The sequence below is a fragment of the Paenibacillus taichungensis genome (genome assembly GCF_003287275.1).
GTDB lineage: Bacteria > Bacillota > Bacilli > Paenibacillales > Paenibacillaceae > Paenibacillus > Paenibacillus taichungensis_A.
The window spans coordinates 26,048-43,024 of sequence record NZ_QEVW01000021.1; the positions used below are offsets into that span (position 1 = coordinate 26,048).

At 48.2% G+C, this 16,977-nt stretch carries 15 protein-coding genes; 14 read left to right on the forward strand and 1 reads right to left on the reverse strand.

Annotated features, from left to right (window positions below; translation table 11 throughout):
* Positions 1–46: 46 nt before the first annotated feature.
* Complete coding sequence (locus DC345_RS26235) at positions 47–247, reverse strand: hypothetical protein (RefSeq protein ID WP_024633712.1); 201 nt, start codon at positions 245–247, stop codon at positions 47–49.
* A 366-nt stretch (positions 248–613) separates the two neighbouring features.
* On the opposite strand from DC345_RS26235, the gene pth reads away from it, so the two are divergent.
* From pth to spoIIE, 14 genes are all read left to right on the forward strand, one after another.
* Positions 614–1,174 carry an aminoacyl-tRNA hydrolase gene (pth, locus tag DC345_RS26240; RefSeq protein WP_063567548.1) on the forward strand — a complete coding sequence of 187 codons (561 nt, stop codon included), beginning with the start codon at positions 614–616 and terminating at the stop codon, positions 1,172–1,174.
* 98 nt (positions 1,175–1,272) lie between these two features.
* Positions 1,273–1,503, forward strand: a complete 231-nt coding sequence (locus tag DC345_RS26245; protein ID WP_024633714.1) for an anti-sigma-F factor Fin — start codon at positions 1,273–1,275, stop codon at positions 1,501–1,503.
* A 278-nt stretch (positions 1,504–1,781) separates the two neighbouring features.
* The gene (mfd, locus tag DC345_RS26250; protein ID WP_076292118.1) at positions 1,782–5,309 is read left to right on the forward strand and encodes a transcription-repair coupling factor; all 3,528 of its coding nucleotides are present in this window, start codon (positions 1,782–1,784) and stop codon (positions 5,307–5,309) included.
* Complete coding sequence (locus tag DC345_RS26255; protein WP_113055717.1) at positions 5,293–6,435, forward strand: peptidylprolyl isomerase; 1,143 nt, start codon at positions 5,293–5,295, stop codon at positions 6,433–6,435. Before mfd ends, DC345_RS26255 begins: the two co-directional genes overlap by 17 nt.
* 319 nt (positions 6,436–6,754) lie before the next feature.
* Positions 6,755–7,297 carry a stage V sporulation protein T gene (spoVT, locus tag DC345_RS26260; protein WP_113055718.1) on the forward strand — a complete coding sequence of 181 codons (543 nt, stop codon included), beginning with the start codon at positions 6,755–6,757 and terminating at the stop codon, positions 7,295–7,297.
* A 190-nt stretch (positions 7,298–7,487) separates the two neighbouring features.
* Positions 7,488–9,188: a putative polysaccharide biosynthesis protein gene (locus DC345_RS26265; RefSeq protein ID WP_113055719.1), complete on the forward strand. Its 1,701-nt coding sequence runs from the start codon at positions 7,488–7,490 to the stop codon at positions 9,186–9,188.
* Positions 9,189–9,440: 252 nt separating this feature from the next.
* Positions 9,441–10,934 (forward strand): bifunctional methyltransferase/pyrophosphohydrolase YabN, encoded by a 1,494-nt coding sequence (yabN, locus tag DC345_RS26270; protein WP_113055720.1) that lies wholly within the window; start codon positions 9,441–9,443, stop codon positions 10,932–10,934.
* A 318-nt stretch (positions 10,935–11,252) separates the two neighbouring features.
* Complete coding sequence (locus DC345_RS26275) at positions 11,253–11,525, forward strand: HU family DNA-binding protein (RefSeq protein ID WP_017691362.1); 273 nt, start codon at positions 11,253–11,255, stop codon at positions 11,523–11,525.
* Positions 11,525–11,803 (forward strand): RNA-binding S4 domain-containing protein, encoded by a 279-nt coding sequence (locus DC345_RS26280; RefSeq protein ID WP_024633720.1) that lies wholly within the window; start codon positions 11,525–11,527, stop codon positions 11,801–11,803. The genes DC345_RS26275 and DC345_RS26280 overlap by 1 nt, the downstream gene beginning before the upstream one ends.
* Before the next feature lie 178 nt (positions 11,804–11,981).
* Positions 11,982–12,266, forward strand: a complete 285-nt coding sequence (gene yabP, locus DC345_RS26285) for a sporulation protein YabP (protein ID WP_113055721.1) — start codon at positions 11,982–11,984, stop codon at positions 12,264–12,266.
* Positions 12,263–12,832 carry a spore cortex biosynthesis protein YabQ gene (gene yabQ, locus DC345_RS26290; protein ID WP_113055722.1) on the forward strand — a complete coding sequence of 190 codons (570 nt, stop codon included), beginning with the start codon at positions 12,263–12,265 and terminating at the stop codon, positions 12,830–12,832. Before yabP ends, yabQ begins: the two co-directional genes overlap by 4 nt.
* A 12-nt stretch (positions 12,833–12,844) precedes the next feature.
* On the forward strand, positions 12,845–13,180 hold the full coding sequence (locus DC345_RS26295) for an FtsB family cell division protein (RefSeq protein WP_063567554.1): 336 nt from the start codon (positions 12,845–12,847) through the stop codon (positions 13,178–13,180).
* A gap of 198 nt (positions 13,181–13,378) precedes the next feature.
* Positions 13,379–13,909, forward strand: a complete 531-nt coding sequence (locus tag DC345_RS26300; protein WP_053778917.1) for a S1 domain-containing RNA-binding protein — start codon at positions 13,379–13,381, stop codon at positions 13,907–13,909.
* Positions 13,910–14,411: 502 nt separating this feature from the next.
* Positions 14,412–16,919 carry a stage II sporulation protein E gene (gene spoIIE, locus DC345_RS26305; RefSeq protein WP_181586739.1) on the forward strand — a complete coding sequence of 836 codons (2,508 nt, stop codon included), beginning with the start codon at positions 14,412–14,414 and terminating at the stop codon, positions 16,917–16,919.
* Positions 16,920–16,977 lie beyond the last annotated feature (58 nt).

Here is a 16,977-nt window from a genome sequence, read left to right on the forward strand (position 1 = left end):
TGTCGGCGTGCCGTTATATTGGAAGTGAAAAGTGCCTGCCGAATTTCTAGTATCCGGGGCGGGAGATAAAACGGAACCGGCGCCGATGAAAAAGAGTGTCGGCAATTTCGACAAATTGATTATCGAAACGAGTGATTAGTCCGATCTCAATATGGGTGTCGCGGTCATATACCTGTACAGGTACGTGATATTCCAGATGATAGATAAAATCGCTATGTTGAGTCAGTTGTCCGTTGTCTTCGCGCAAAACCCGCTCACCTTCCTGGGTTGATGAAATAATAAATGTAAACACTATATAAGATCAACTAAACATTTACACGATAACGGAGAGGACAGAAATAACTTGAAGAAGCGAAGCGTTCGCCTGAAAGCTTTCTGCAAGAAAGCTACATCGAAAGCATAAGCTATCCCCGGATTTTCACCTTTTCATAAAGAAATCAAAAAAATCCGGGGATAACAGCGATCGGAAAGTTGTTCTGTCATCGGAGTGCCAGTGTAAATACTCTTTAGTTCAAATTATATAACAATTCGAATCTCACTTTGTTGATATTATATGAAATATAACATTCGAAGTCTATGCTTCACCTTAGGCTGATCCGAAGGAGGGAACAAGATGAAGTGGATTGTCGGCCTCGGAAATCCAGGCCCGAACTATGCCAAAACTCGTCATAACATCGGCTTTATGGCACTTGATCGACTCGCAGAGCGCCATAATATCTCCATAACGCAGAGCAAATGCAAGGCGCTCATTGGAGAAGGCGTAATTGGTGGCGTCAAAACGGTGCTGATTAAACCAATGACGTTTATGAACCTGTCCGGTGAGTCGGTAAGGGCTTATATGGACTTTTATAAAGTTAGTCTGGAAGACCTGATTGTTGTCTATGACGACATGGACACGGAAACAGGCAAAGTCAGATTGCGTTACCAGGGCAGTGCAGGTGGTCACAATGGAATCAAATCCATTATCCAGCACACCGGTACTCAGCAGTTTAACCGGGTGCGGATGGGAATATCCCGACCAGAACCGGGACATGCCATTGTAGATTACGTACTGTCCAAGTTTATGAAGAACGAAAAGGAAGCGCTCGATCAAACGATCGAACAGACCTGTGATGCATTGGAGTATAGTCTGGATCATACGTTTGAGCAGACGATGGCCAAGTTCAACGGGTGAACCGCTGCAGTTGACACTGGAAAAATGATCAAGATCCGGGTTCGATTCCGTCTTAATGGGCATACTGGACGTATAAACCATGTTCAGGAGGCATAAACATGTCAGTGAATTATGTGTGCAGGCATTGCCGTACTTTTATTGGACGAATCGATTCTGCCCGGATAACGGAAGCGCAATTGGGCTTTCATTTCTTGACCCCCGACGAGCGGAGGGATATAATAGCGTATAATTCCGGTGGCGATATAACCGTTCGAATTACATGTGATTATTGCAAAGAAGCTCTGGAATTCAATCCTGAGCTAAGTCTGCTTGCGAGTCCGCTTCAATAATTAACTCGCCCGCAGCAAGAACTTATGACAGATGATGGTGGCTGCGGAATACCGCTTCACCTTTATAGCCTTGGCAGCCTGCTGAGGCTTCTTTTCAGTTGGGATGAAACCAGACTATATCCAAATTACCCTTCAGCTACATCAAACGGATGTGGCAAAGAAGCGATTAATCCTTTATGATGAAACAGGACAAAAAGGAATTTGTATCCAATTTCTAATGTGGTGAACCTACGCGCAGGCGTGAGATACTCAAGTAAGTTATAAGAGAGGTGCCCCTTTTGTTACAAGCACTTATACAGGCTTTTTCCAAAGATCCGGACTTCGGATCCATTACGGCCGGGATTACATCCGGTATGAAGGAGCAGTTGGTTTCGGGCTTATCCGGTTCGGCGCGTCAGATTATGCTGGCTGCCTTACATCAGGAAATGAACCGCCCCCTGCTCGTTGTGACACACAATATGTTTTCCGCTCAAAAAATCGCAGAAGATTTACAGGAAGCGCTTTCACCAGATCAGGTGCTGCTCTATCCTGCCAACGAGCTTGTTGCCGCTGAAGCTGCTGTTTCCAGTCCGGAAACATTGGGTCAGCGTATTGACGTGTTGGTCCGTTGCGCCCAGGGATTCAGGGGCGTTGTTGTTATCCCATTTTCCGGGGTACGGCGTTATGTTCCACTTCCAGAAGTGATGGCTAATGCTCAGATTACAATTAAACAAGGGAATACGCTGGAGCTCGATTCATTCCTGCTGGAGATGGTGAAGCTCGGATATGAACGCGTTGAACGTGTGGAATCACGCGGCGAGATGAGCGTCCGTGGAGGAATTATTGATTTCTATCCGGTCACATCGTCCATTGCGTATCGTGTGGAATTATTTGACGATGAGATCGATTCCATTCGTACATTTGATCCTGCAGATCAGCGCTCCATTGAACGAATTGACGAAGTAACGGTACTGCCGTGCAAAGAGTTAATTGCAGATCGCGAACGTATGGAGAAGGCTGCGGATGCAGCAGTTATTTTGCTTGACCAACAGTTGGAGAAAATGACAGACCGGCAGGCGAAGCTGCGTCTGCGAGAAGAAATTCATCGCGAGATCGAACTTCTGCGGGAGCATGTGTATTTCTCCGAAATGTATAAATATATTTCACCGCTCTATCCAGAAAACAAGACGATCTACGACTACATGCCAGAAGATACGCTGCTTGTACTCGATGAGCCGGCAAGGCTCGCAGAGACGTCAAAACAGCTTGACCGGGATGAGTCGGAGTGGAATCTGCATCTGATGCAAAACGGAAAGACCCTTCCGGACCTGCATCTGTCGGCCGATGGGGATGATCTGATCTATGAACGTCCATTCCAGACGTTGTTTATGTCCATCTTTTTGCGTCAGGTTCCTCATACCCAGCCGCAGAATATCCTCAACTTTATCAGTCGTGGAATGCAGGACTTCCATGGTCAGATGAACGTGCTCAAAGCAGAGATGGAGCGCTGGCAGAAAGCCGGAGTTCAGGTGCTCATGCTGGCTAACGGTGAGGAAAGACTCGATCGGATGCGCCGGGTACTCATGGACTATGATATCCCTGAGCCGGAGATGCTTATTGGCAACCTGCAAACCGGATTTGAAATGCCTTCTATTCATCTGGCTGTCGTTACTGAAGGTGAGATGTTCTCACAGAAGCAGCGCAAAGTGCGCAAACCGATTCGCAATGTGGATAATGCTGAACGTATTAAATCCTATAGTGAGCTGAAAGTTGGCGATTATGTCGTTCACCAGAATCACGGGATTGGTAAGTATCTCGGGATTGGCACACTTGAGGTTGGCGGGATTCACAAAGACTACATGCATATTCTCTATGCAGGTGGAGACAAACTGTCTGTACCGATTGAGCAGATTGATCTGATTCAGAAATATGTCGGTTCGGAAGAGAAAGAGCCGAAAATATATAAGCTGGGCGGTAATGAGTGGACACGAGTTAAAAATAAAGTCCGCACATCCGTACAGGATATTGCTGATGATCTAATCAAGCTTTATGCGGAACGCCAGACGTCAAAAGGTTTTGGCTTCGACAAAGACTCTGCGGAACAGCAGGAGTTTGAGGACATGTTCCCTTATGATGAGACACGTGATCAGGTGCGTGCCATCGAAGAAATCAAGAAAGATATGGAACAAAATCGTCCGATGGACCGTTTATTGTGTGGGGATGTCGGTTACGGCAAAACCGAGGTTGCGATCCGTGCTGCATTTAAGGCTGCCATTGAGGGTAAACAGGTTGCTGTATTGGTTCCTACAACCATTTTGGCTCAGCAGCATTATGAAACGTTCCGTGAGCGTTTCTCGGGATATCCGTTCAACATTCATGTACTTAGTCGATTCCGTTCACGTAAAGAACAGAATGAGACGGCCAAAGGCATCAAGGCAGGCACCGTCGATATTGTCATTGGTACTCATCGGTTATTGTCACAGGATCTAGTCTTCAAGGATCTTGGCCTGTTAATTGTAGATGAAGAGCAGCGCTTTGGTGTAACCCACAAGGAGAAACTGAAAAAGCTGAAAACAAACGTGGACGTGCTGACACTGACAGCGACGCCGATTCCGCGTACCCTTCACATGTCCATGCTGGGCGTTCGGGATCTGTCGGTTATCGAGACACCGCCGGAAAACCGTTTTCCGGTACAGACGTATGTCGTTGAACACAGTCAGGCGCTTGTTCGTGAAGCGATTGAACGTGAATTGGCTCGTGGCGGTCAAGTCTACTACTTGTATAACCGTGTGCAGGGAATTCAGGAGATGGCTGCCGAAATTTCCGAATTGGTCCCTGAAGCCAAGGTTGGTGTGGGTCATGGCCAGATGTCGGAAACGGAGCTGGAGAAAACTATTCTGGACTTCCTGGATGGTGAATATGACGTACTCGTCAGCACAAGCATCATTGAGACCGGGGTGGATATTCCTAACGTAAATACGCTGATCGTGCATGACGCGGACAAAATGGGTCTCTCGCAGCTGTACCAGCTGCGTGGACGGGTGGGACGTTCCAACCGGATTGCGTATGCGTATTTCACGTACCAACGGGACAAAGTGCTGACCGAAGTTGCTGAGAAACGTCTGCAATCGATCAAGGAATTCACTGAACTGGGTTCGGGATTTAAGATCGCGATGCGTGATTTGTCGATCCGCGGCGCGGGTAATCTGCTCGGAGCTGAACAGCACGGCTTTATTGCGTCTGTCGGATTCGATCTGTATTCTCAGATGCTGGCAGAGGAAATCAACAAACGGAAAGTTACGATGCTCGGCGAAGAGCCGGTTCCCTCCGATCAGTGGAACACAACGCTGGATCTCAGTATCGATGCGTACTTGCCGTCTGATTATATTTATGACAGTATTCAGAAGATTGAAATTTACAAAAAAGTGGCGGTTATTGCCTCCTTCGACGATGCAATGGAACTGGAAGACGAATTGGTTGACCGATTCGGAGATCTGCCGGAAGCCGTGATCAACCTGCTGGCGGTGGCCAGAATGAAAGTCTATGGCAAGATTTACGGTATTGAATCCATCTCCCAACGCGGAGATGATCTTACAGTGAAGTTCTATGAAGGCCGAGAACATGCATTTGAGCTCTCAAAAATCGCACACATTGGAAATCAGTTCGAAAGACGTGTACAATTTGAACAAGGACCCCATATGCTTATTCATGTCAAGGGCAAAGGGCTTGGGGACAAGCAACTGATGGAGCTGGTAGAGAAATTTCTGGAGTCCATGAAAAGTGCTTTTAAATCAAAGGGGGAACTAAAGGATGTTAGCAAAGTATAAAAAAGTAGGGAAAGTACTGTCTGTGAGTATGGTAGCAGTACTGTCCCTATCACTACTTGCTGCTTGTGGCAAGAAGGAAGAAGCAACAACGGAAACAAAGGATACAAGTGCTGTAGTCGCTACGTATGAAGGCGGTACAATTACAGCCAATGAATTCGACATGGAGCAACGGGTCATGAAATTCCTCTATCCGGAATATGCACAAATGATGGATATGGATGATTTCAAGGAATACCTGGTAAAACAGGAAGTTGCATATGAATATTTGAGTGGAAAAGCAAGTGATGCAGCGAAAACCGAAGGTGCCAAAACAGCGACAGAGCAATTCGACAAAATGAAGGCTTCTGTTCAAGCTGATCAATGGACTGAGATGCTGAAAGCTCAGAACCTGACAGACCAGAACATTAAAGATTACATGACTCGCATTATGACAGTAATTAAGGACAAAGAAACTGGCGTTACTGAAGATGCGATTAAAGCTGAATTTGAGAAAAATAAAGATCAGTTCACAACGGCGTCTGTTCGTCACGTACTGATTAACTTTACGGATCCAAAAACGCAAAAAGAGCGTAAAAAGGAAGATGCTCTGAAACTTGCGAAAGAAGTGAAAGCCAAATTGGACGGCGGAGCAGACTTTGCTGAAATTGCAAAGAAATACTCTGAAGACACAGGTTCTGCAGAAAAAGGCGGATTGTATGAAGATACACCTGTAGCTAGCTGGGTAGATGCGTTCAAAGAAGCGGCCAAAACGCTGCCATTGAACAAAATCAGTGATCCTGTAGAGACTGAATATGGTTATCACATCATGAAAGTAGAAAAACGTACAGAAGCGGACTACGCGAAATTGACTGCTGAGCAAAAAGAAACACTCAAAAGCCAATTGGCCGCTGCTGAGATCGACACATTCATGACCAGCGAACTGGACAAAATCGTAAAAGAAGTAAAACTGCCGAAAACAGACAAGGCTGAAGAAGGCACGACTGAAGGCACAACCGGTACAGGAACTGATGCAGGTACTGAGGGTGAGAAAACCGATGCGGGTACGGATACCAAAACGGATCAAGGAACAACTGGAACCGACAAGGATACAAAAACAGATGAAAGTACAGATACAAGCGGTAAGTAAGATAGCGAATGCGTACTTCCAGCCAATACATTTGTCTGGGTGATACACTGAACGCTTCAAATATGGACAACCATACAGAAAAGCAAGAGGGGGACTTAAGGCCTCCCTCTTGCTTTTCCTTGTATCTATGGAGCAAAGTGGGTACATGGTCGCCTTCTGTGGAAGTTTACACAACTATATTCTCCAAAGTATGTATAAGGAAATGGGAACAGATGAATACTATGGTCAAGATATCACACTAAACGTTCTGGGACTTTCCTCTACCCATTAAGGAACAGTAGTTGAAAAATCTTCTCGAGAAAGTGGGGCAACATGTGAAATGAAAGCTACTGGTATTGTCCGCCGTATAGATGACCTCGGTCGAGTGGTCATTCCGAAAGAAATCCGCCGTACGTTACGTATCCGTGAAGGCGATCCACTTGAGATTTTTGTGGACCGCGATGGAGAGGTTATTCTTAAAAAATACTCGCCGATTGGCGAACTTGGTGATTTTGCCAAAGAATATGCAGAATCGCTGTATGAAAGTACAGGCCATGTAACGATGATCTCTGACCGTGATACGATTATTACGGTCGCAGGCGGTTCCAAGAAAGAGTATCTGGACAAGCAGGTAGGTCAACTGGTGGAGAGCTGTATGGAAAACCGGAAGACGATTATGGAGACCAACAATGGTTCGTATGAGCTTAGCAAAGATCACGACGAGACGTTATCGTCTTTTGTTATCGCTCCAATCATTTCGGGTGGTGACCCCATCGGAACGGTTATCCTTTTCAACAAGGATGAATCGGTGAAGATGTCTCAGATGGAAATCAAAATGTCCGAGACGGCTGCCGGGTTCCTTGGCAAACAGATGGAGCAATAAAAAAAGCAGATCAACTCCTGGTGCCCTGAGGGCATACAGGAGTTTTTGCATTTTACGGAAGCTCTAGACCGTGTGGATGAGTCCTGAAGAACAGGATACCTCGAAGGGTTAGTCTGTGTGCCTTTGGACAGGTATAATAACTAGGTATACCTTGAAAGAATGAATGCACGGACATACGCAGGAGGGACATATGAAACAGTCGTCTACAGGCTCAAGATTGCTTCAGGGTGCATTTGTGCTTGGGCTTGCCGCCATAATATCCAAAATCATTGGTGCTTTTCAGAAGATTCCGCTGCAGAATCTGGGGGGAGACGGTGTTTTTGGCATCTACAATACGGTGTACCCGTTCTACATGCTCATTATTACCATTGCCGCTGCCGGGCTGCCTGTCGCTGTATCCAAATTCGTAGCCGAGCAGAATGCTCTTGGTCAACCGGAGGAGGGTAGACGGGTTGTACGCTTGTCCTCGTTGCTGCTCGGTGGAATTGGGCTGGCACTGGCCCTGTTGATGTATTTAGGTGCACCGCTTGTTGGAAGTCTGATTGGTAATGGAAGTGTCGTACCGTCTATTCGGGCAGCTTCAATGGCATTGCTGTTTGTACCGGTGATGACAGGACTGCGCGGATATTTTCAGGGGTTGCAGCAAATGGTGCCAACAGCCGTTTCCCAAGTGGTAGAGCAGACTGTTCGGGTCACGGTGATGATTGTTCTTTTGTTGTGGCTCATGGGGCGGGACGCTTCATTGGAGACCATTGCAGCTGGAGCAATGATTGGTTCAGTGGCAGGTGGGTTTGCCGGGTTAGTTACAATGCTTGGGTATGTGTACCATCATCGACGCAAAAATGGGGAAAAGCTCGCTGTTATGAAAAGTGCTGAGACAGGTGGGCAAATGGAGAAAACCAAAGAGCACCCCAGCGGGGGGAGCACGCTTCTGTCTGAGGAGCGGAGATCCAACGGTGAATGGATTCGCACACTACTGATCTATGCCATTCCGGTCTGTCTCGGATCACTGGCCGTGCCATTGATGAATCTGGTGGATACCTTTACAGTACCCCGGTTGTTAAGACGAGAAGGGCTGGATGAGCTTCAATCCATGGTGTCCTTCGGGATTTACAACCGAGGCTTGCCGCTGGTTCAATTGGTGACGATGCTTGCCACGTCGCTGTCTGTGCTCTTTATACCGGCGATGGCCGAAGCCCGGCTGAAAGGCGGGCCGGGAGCCGTGAGGCAGCAAGCAGGCCTTGCGCTGCGTTGGTTCTGGTTAATCGGCCTGGCCGCATCCGCAGGTTTGGCGGTGCTGGCAGAGCCGATTAACCGCATGCTGTACGGGGATGCCGCAGGCACCGAAGCTCTGCGGTACATGGCGCTGACGGCTGCGGGCAGCACCGTCAGCATTATCGCGGCGGCGCTGCTGCAAGGCCTAGGCGCCGTGCGCGCACCCGCGTTCAGCATGCTGGCCGCCGCAGGCGTCAAGGCGCTGCTGAACGTCATGCTTGTGCCGGCGCTGGGCATCAGCGGCGCGGCCCTTGCAGGCGCAGTCGCCTACATGTTGGCGGCTGGCCTGAATGTGGCGCTGCTGGCGCGGCTTGTCGCCCTGCGCCCGGCCCCGGGCGCCGTCCTGGCGAAGCCGGCGCTAGTGATCGCCGCCCTGAGCCTGGCGGCGGCAGGCACGGCCTGGGCCGCCGAAGCAGTGCTCGGCGGCATCGGTATCGCGGCCGACCGCAGGCTGGCCGCTATGGGCGTGAGCCTGCTTGGCATAGCCGCAGGCTCAGCCGTTTTCTTGCTGGCCGCGGCCCGAACGGGGCTGCTGACCGCCGCAGAGCTGGCGGCCGTGCCCAAGCTGGGGCCACTGCTTGCCAAGCTGCTGCGCAGACTGCGTGTGCTGCGATAACCCTCGCGTTGTGCTGCTACACTTAGCGCTACGCCGTCCATTCACCCCGGCTCCCACATTCTAAAGCAGAGCAACAGCGATTGAATGGGTCACACCGTGTCACATGCAAATGCAATTATAGGATAACGTCTAATTCTGGTATAATACGTGTAATTATAGAGCCCTGTTCAGTACTATGTATGACTCATCCGTGATTGGTTTTGATCAAGGATGGAAGTATGGACAGGATAGTTCGGATGGAGGCTTATAAACATGAGTGCAGATTTAACAGTAGTCGGTCTTGGATCTGGAGATGCAGATCAGCTGACGGTAGGGATCATCAAAAAAATGAAACATGCAGCGACGCTGTATGTACGCACACTGGATCATCCCGTATTGAATGATCTCAAGCAGGAAGGGTTGGAGATGACATCCTTTGATGCCATCTATGAAGCGAAGGATTCTTTTCCGGAAGTGTATGACGAAATTGCAGACCGGTTGATTGAGGCCGCACGCAAGGGCGAGCCGGGTACCGAGATCGCATATGCCGTGCCAGGGCATCCCATGGTCGCTGAAGCGAGCGTACGTCTGTTGAAAGAGCGCTGCCCACAAATGGGTATTTCGCTGCGTGTCATGGGCGGGGAAAGCTTTCTGGATGAAGCGTTTATTCGTCTTGGATTCGATCCTATTGAAGGGTTTCAGCTTCTCGATGCCAGCAGTCTGAATACGGAATTGGTGCAGCCTCAGCTTCATACCTTGATTGGACAAGTATATGATGTGTTTACCGCTTCTGACGTAAAACTGTGCCTGATGGACGTTTACCCTGACGATTATCCGGTATTTGTCGGACATGCCTTGGGTGTGCAGGGACAGGAGATCATTCACAAGGTGCCGCTGCATGATCTGGACCGGATTGAAGGATACGGTAATCTCTCATTGATATATGTGCCCAAAAATACGGATGACGCGCTTCGTCGGCGCTCCTTTGCACGGCTGCATGAAATCGTGAATATCCTTCGCAGTCCAGGCGGCTGTCCATGGGATCAGGAGCAGACTCACCAGTCTATTCGCAAAAACCTGATTGAGGAAACCTATGAAGTCATTGAAACGATTGATGAAGATGATCCCGATCACATGAAGGAAGAGCTAGGTGATCTCCTGTTGCAGATTTTGCTGCACTCCCAGATGGAAGAAGAGGTTGGCACATTTAACGTGTACGATGTTATTGAAGGATTGAACGACAAGCTAATTTTCCGTCATCCGCACGTATTCGGTGAACAACAGGCAGAGAATGCGAATGAAGCGTTGCAAAACTGGGAACAGATGAAGGCAGAGGAGAAAAAGCGCAAGGGACAGGATCTACAGCAGACTTCTGTGCTGGACGGTATTCCCCGTGACTTGCCTGCCTTGATGAAAGGGTACAAATTACAGAAAAAAGCGGCCAAAGTTGGCTTCGATTGGGATGACGTGGAAGGTGTCTTTGCCAAGATCGAGGAAGAATTGACAGAGCTAAAAGAAGCGGTACAGCATAACCAGTCTGCGGAAGAGCGGAAGCTGGAACTGGGTGATTTATTATTTGCAGCTGCCAATGTTGCGAGATTTATTGATACCGATCCGGAGGAGGCGCTTGCCGCCACCAATCGGAAATTCATTCAACGTTTCCAGTATATCGAGGAGCGTCTACGTGAACAGGGAAGAACTCCGTCAGACAGCAATGTTGATGAAATGGAGCAATACTGGCAGGCTGCGAAGAAGGCTGGATTGTAAAGGGTTCTGGCATTTTGGGCGCTGATCCGATATCATTCACATAGGCGAGCATTTTGCATCATGCGTATCGTGTTGTCGAAACATATCGGGCGAGTTGCACGAGAAAGCGTGTGATTAACAGAGAGGTGTTTCGGGTACTGGACTTAGACTGTTCTTGGGCAGGACCGACAAAAAGTGAAAAAAAGTCGAAGACCGATGCAGGATTTCAGATGCCAAGCCAGAATACATGTGTAGTAAACCTTGCGCGGAGCCAGCAGCAGCAGATCTGTTGTCACGGATTCGCAGATACTTTTTTTTCAATTTGGGAGGCTTTTAAAAATGAACAAAACAGATCTGATTAACAACATTTCCACCAAAAGCGGTTTGACTAAAAAAGACGTTGAGTCCGTATTGAACGGCTTTTTGGGAGAAATTACAGATGCACTTGCCAGCGGAGACAAAGTACAACTGATCGGCTTTGGCACTTTTGAGACCCGCAAACGTTCCGGTCGTACCGGACGTAACCCACAAACAGGGAATGAAATCGTGATTCCTGAGTCCACCGTTCCTGCGTTCAAAGCAGGCAACAAACTTAAAGAAGCCGTAAAATAATGCGTCTTGATAAATTCCTGAAGGTCTCTCGGTTGATCAAACGCCGCACCGTAGCCAAGGACGTTTCCGAACAGGGACGTGTGCTGGTGAACGGACGTGAAGCGAAGCCAAGCGCCGCTGTCAAAGTGGGCGATGAACTTACGGTTCAGTTCGGTCAAAAGCTGGTCACCGTGAAGGTGGAGCGTCTAGCCGAGAGTACCAAGAAGGATGAGGCGAGCAGCCTCTACACCTTGGTTAAGGAAGAGCCGATTGCCAAGGACAACGGTCTGAACTGGTAACAGGGATGCCTGATATACTTTTGTACACATTCATTGTGCAATGAGGAGAAACGCCTTTCCCGTATAGGGAAGGGCGTTTTTGTGTTTCTCAATATTCGCATATTTGCTTTCATCGCACCTTGGTTCTATTCTTCACTTCTGATCCATAAGCTAGGGTTAAGAAGGAGGGGTACATGCCATGGTTGAGCAAAGTAAGACGAAACAGCATCATCTGAGCATGCAGAATCGGAAACTGCTGGATCTGACGGGTGTCTCCAATGTGGAGAGCTTCGACAGTGAGGAATTTTTGCTGCAAACTGAACTTGGGCATCTGACCATCCGGGGGCACAATTTACATATCAAAAACCTGAGCCTGGAGGACGGTTTGTTATCCATCGAGGGCACTATCAGTTCTCTTGAATATCTGGACCCCGGTTCCCAGTCCAAAAACGGTAAAGGCCTGTTCGGCAAGATGTTCCGATGAGTCCGGATACTCAATGGATCACATTAATGTGGATGCTGATGTCGGGAGCCGTAATGGGGATGGCCTACGACAGTTACCGGGTACTGTCCGGTCAGCTGCGGTTCCCGAGATGGAGCGTCCACACGCTAGATCTGTTGTATTGGGTCGCTTCCGCGCTGTTCGTCTTCCGGATGTTGTATGCCGGGAATCACGGACAGCTGCGGTTTTATGTCTTTTTGGGGCTGATTATAGGGGTTTGCTTCTATTTTTGGCTTTTAAGTGTTACAACCCAGCGTTTTGTGGTAATGTTAATTAAACTCGCAAGAACGCTGATTCATTGGTGTGGACATATCCTTAACATCCTGATCGTTATGCCCGCTAAAGGAATATACAAGCTAGTGCGCGTATTAATTGGTTTCGTACTCGCCATACTGTTATTCCTGGGTAAGCTGGTGCTGCAATGTTTGGTACCTTTCGGCAAGTTGTTCCGCTGGATGTTTAGGCCAATCTTGAAACATTGGGTTACGCCACGCTTCCTGATCCGTGCGGGTTCAAGTATCGCAGCGATGTGGAAACGCTGGTTTTAAGGAGGTCCGATAATGGGTAAAACACCTATGAACAAATCAAAAGCTCCAGCAGGCCAAGGAAAATCTGCAGGTGCCAAAAGGCGTCTCATGCTATGGATGACCTTTATGGTTGTGTTTATCATTTGGGCAGGATATACGTTCCTTGTGCAGACTGCGCAAATTTCGGACAAGAGTTCTCATCTGGCTGCCCAGCAATCTTCAAAGGAAGAGACGTTGAAGAAGCTGGATCAATTGAAGTACGAAGTCAGTCGGTTGAAGGATCCCGAATACATAGGACAGCTGGCTCGAAAAAAAGGATACTATCTGCCTGAGGAAACACCAATTCAGGTTGAAGAGTCAGGGAACTGATGTAATTTGGCTCATTATTGAGCAAGGATTGTTATCTACATGTCTGAAGCCGTTATACCGGAAAAAATAGGCTGCCTTAAGGGGTAGTGCTCAGTTGACCTTGGTTTGCGGCATAAGGTATAATTAAATTAGCACAGCATTGATTTTGGCATTCAAAAAATCGGGTTGTATATTTTTAAGGGAGGATCATTTTATTCTATGGCAATTGAAGTGGGCACCAAGTTAGAGGGCAAGGTGACAGGCATCACGCATTTTGGAGCATTTGTGGATCTGTCAGGAGGTGTCACGGGTCTCGTTCACATCTCGGAAATCGCCGACAATTATGTCAAAGATGTCAACGACCACCTGAAGCTTAATGACCTCGTTACCGTTAAGGTCATCAACGTTGACAAGGATGGCAAGATTGGGCTTTCCATTAAGCAAGCTGTTGACAAACCGGTTGAGCAACAAACACAGTCCAGACCCCCAAGAGCTCCTAGACCGGAACGCAGTGGAGGAGATCGCGAACGATTCAGCGGTGGAGGCCCAAGTGGTGGCCAAGGCCGTGGCGGCGGTGGTGGTGGTGGTTTTAACCGTGACCGCGGTGGCCGTTCTTTCAAGCCCGCAGCAGGCAAACCTTCATTTGAGGATAAAATGTCACGCTTCCTGAAAGATAGCGAAGAACGGATCTCTTCGCTGAAGAAGAACACAGAAGGCAAACGTGGTGGCCGTGGAGCCAAACGCGTGTAATCTGGTTCAACCTGATTTAAAATATAAGAAAAACCGTTAGCCTTGGGGCTGGCGGTTTTTTTGCGTTAGTTTTTAATTTTGGAATTTAACCGTTCAGATATAGACATTTAACCGGATTCATAGCCGTTTTTGTAAAGTGAATCTCCATATCCCCAGTTTTTCTGCGCAGGAAAAAAAGTACATAAGAACATTTGTCGTCTACCATTTTTTACCGACAGGTTTCCATGGCATTCCACAGGTATCCTGCTCAAATCGTGGCGATGACGAAGCGCGTCCGGTTCAAAATAAGACAAGTGTCTTGTCGGCAAGGATCGTGGCAAATGGATGAAACCACAATAAGGCCGGGGGTTTCGCACCACCGCGCCGCATCTGTTTCTTTTGTCGTAAAGTTTTTGGACACTACCCACCAATTGTGACAAACTACGTCTTCTATTCTATCTATAATCAGAACCATCGAGAACGAAACACGAAAATTAAATTAATCGAATGGGGTGCCTTGAGGATGATGGAAAAGTGGAATGTCATTCAATTTCCGGGAATGAAAGCTGGTAAAGGAGGTACAGAAGCTCGGGAGGAGCTGTCAGTACGTCTCAAACAGTGGATTAGCTCCCGCAAGGCCGTCCAGATCGTTGCTGCACGGAAATGGGTGCTGCTTCTTACCTTTATGGGATTTTTGCTGGGCAAGGCCATGATTCTGAATGAATTATCGCCCTTTGCGATTGCTTATTTTGCGGTTATCGCCTTCATGCGCAGGGATTACATTATTCCGGTAGGGGCTGCGTTGCTGGCAGGAAGTCTCTTCGCTCCGTTTCCGGTACCTCTGATTGTTGCTTCGGAGCTCGCCATCTTCTATCTGTTGTTCAGAGGCCTGGAGTCTTATGACCGCGCTGAATTATCTTATGCGCCAACGATGGTGTTTACGACTACTTTTATGGTCAAGTTATTCGCCGTCGTCATTGGGCCGTCTTTCAGCTGGTACGCCATGCTCATGCTCACGATGGATTCCGTACTCAGCTTTGTGCTTACCCTGGTTTTCATACAGGCTATACCGATCTTCACGTATCGCAAAAAAAAATTCAACCTAAAGAACGAGGAGATCCTCTGTCTGATCATTTTGCTGGCTTCCGTGATGACCGGGGCGGTGGGCTGGACAATTCAATCCCTGTCCGTGGAGCATATGCTCTCCCGATATCTCATTCTGATTTTCGCGCTGGTGGGCGGAGCCCCCCTTGGAGCCTCGGTTGGGGTCATTACTGGTCTCATTCTGAGTCTGGCCGATATGTCTGCGGTATATCAGATGAGTCTGCTTGCTTTTGCTGGCATGCTGGCGGGTATGCTCAGGGAAGGAAAACGTGCGGCGGTTGCTCTGGGCATGCTGCTTGGTTCCTCCATTCTATCCATATATCTGGGTGGTCCCGGAGATGTCATGAATTCTTTATGGGAGACATGTGCAGCCATTGTTCTGTTTATGTTAACGCCAAAAAGTATGCTCACGGCAATATCCAAATATGTTCCTGGCACGCAGGATCATACGAAGTCGCAGCATGAATATGCGAAGAGAATACGGGATGTCACCGCAGAACGGGTTACCCGCTTCTCGCAAGTATTCCGTCAATTGTCACGCAGCTTCGATCAGATGTCCGGCGCGGGGGAGCCGGTACAGAACGAAGGCGGGATGGAGCATTTCATGAATGCTGTAGCCGAAGGCACATGCTCAGGATGCTTTAAGAAGGCGCAATGCTGGGATTCGAAGTTTATTCAAACCTATAAATATATGACCGATGTGATGAGTTCCATTGAAGCCAACCCGGAGATGTCAGGCAAGCAGATTCCGGTGGAATGGAACAGGGTATGTGCGAAACCGGAGGAGGTACTTGAAGTGATGCGCGCCCAGTACGGTCTGCATCAACATAACATGCAATGGAAACGTCAGATTATAGATAGTCGACAGCTGGTTGCAGAGCAATTATCAGGGGTATCCCAGGTAATGGAGGACCTGGCGAAAGAAATTCAACGGGAAAGTGAGGAAATGGTACAACAGGAGGAGCAGATTCGAGATGCGCTTGAATCGTTAGGTCTGTCCATACATTCTATTGAAATCATTAATCTGGAAGCGGGGAATGTGGAAATTGAGATTGTTCATGCCTATACACGCGGATTTGACGAGTGCCGGAAAATGATCGCTCCGCTGATCTCGGATGTACTGGATGAGCATATCGCCGTCTTGAACGAGACGATGCTCGACCCTCGCCAAGGACTGGCGACAGTCACCTTTGGCTCTGCCAAAACGTTTGAGATAACAACGGGTGTTGCTGCTGCCGCCAAAGGGGGAGATGTGATGTCCGGGGACAGTTTCAGTACGGTTGAACTGGGCAATGGTACATTTGCAGTTGCGCTTAGTGATGGCATGGGTAATGGGGAACGCGCACGCATGGAGAGCAGTGCTGCGCTAAATATACTAGAGCAGTTGTTACAGTCGGGCATGGATGAAAAGCTGGCGATCAAATCGGTGAATTCCGTTCTGATGTTGCGTTCTCCTGAAGAAATGTATGCAACGGTCGATATGGCTCTGATCGATGAATATACGGCAGAGACCACATTTATGAAAATCGGATCGACTCCAAGTTTCATTAAGCGAGGGCAGGAGGTTATTCAGGTTTCGGCAAGCAATCTGCCGATTGGAATTATTAAAGATATTGAGGTGGATCTGGTAACCGTACAGCTTCAGCCAGGGGATGTTTTAATTATGATGACTGATGGCATCTATGATGCGCCAGGGTATGCCGTCAATAAAGAACTTTGGATGAAGCGGCTCATACAGGAAATTGATAGTGATGATCCTCAGGAAGTAGCAGATTGTCTGCTTGAAAGTGTTATTCGTTACCAGCAAAATGAGATCTATGATGACATGACTGTAATTGTAGGCAAAATAGAACATTATCGCCCGGAGTGGGCGACATTGAGAGTCCCCGGAATAAGCCGGATGGAGCGTCCGCGCACCGTTAGTTAATTGCATATTCCTCTGTTTGAAGTCTCTTCATTCTGGCAATGCTAGTCATAGAGTTGGA

Coding starts and splice junctions, on each gene's coding strand:
- pth (WP_063567548.1), top strand. CDS start 614: ATGAAGTGGATTGTCGGCCTCGGAAATCCAGGCCCGAACTATGCCAAA.
- DC345_RS26245 (WP_024633714.1), top strand. CDS start 1,273: ATGTCAGTGAATTATGTGTGCAGGCATTGCCGTACTTTTATTGGACGA.
- DC345_RS26255 (WP_113055717.1), top strand. CDS start 5,293: ATGTTAGCAAAGTATAAAAAAGTAGGGAAAGTACTGTCTGTGAGTATG.
- spoVT (WP_113055718.1), top strand. CDS start 6,755: ATGAAAGCTACTGGTATTGTCCGCCGTATAGATGACCTCGGTCGAGTG.
- DC345_RS26265 (WP_113055719.1), top strand. CDS start 7,488: ATGAAACAGTCGTCTACAGGCTCAAGATTGCTTCAGGGTGCATTTGTG.
- yabN (WP_113055720.1), top strand. CDS start 9,441: ATGAGTGCAGATTTAACAGTAGTCGGTCTTGGATCTGGAGATGCAGAT.
- DC345_RS26275 (WP_017691362.1), top strand. CDS start 11,253: ATGAACAAAACAGATCTGATTAACAACATTTCCACCAAAAGCGGTTTG.
- DC345_RS26280 (WP_024633720.1), top strand. CDS start 11,525: ATGCGTCTTGATAAATTCCTGAAGGTCTCTCGGTTGATCAAACGCCGC.
- yabP (WP_113055721.1), top strand. CDS start 11,982: ATGGTTGAGCAAAGTAAGACGAAACAGCATCATCTGAGCATGCAGAAT.
- yabQ (WP_113055722.1), top strand. CDS start 12,263: ATGAGTCCGGATACTCAATGGATCACATTAATGTGGATGCTGATGTCG.
- DC345_RS26295 (WP_063567554.1), top strand. CDS start 12,845: ATGGGTAAAACACCTATGAACAAATCAAAAGCTCCAGCAGGCCAAGGA.
- DC345_RS26300 (WP_053778917.1), top strand. CDS start 13,379: ATGGCAATTGAAGTGGGCACCAAGTTAGAGGGCAAGGTGACAGGCATC.
- spoIIE (WP_181586739.1), top strand. CDS start 14,412: ATGATGGAAAAGTGGAATGTCATTCAATTTCCGGGAATGAAAGCTGGT.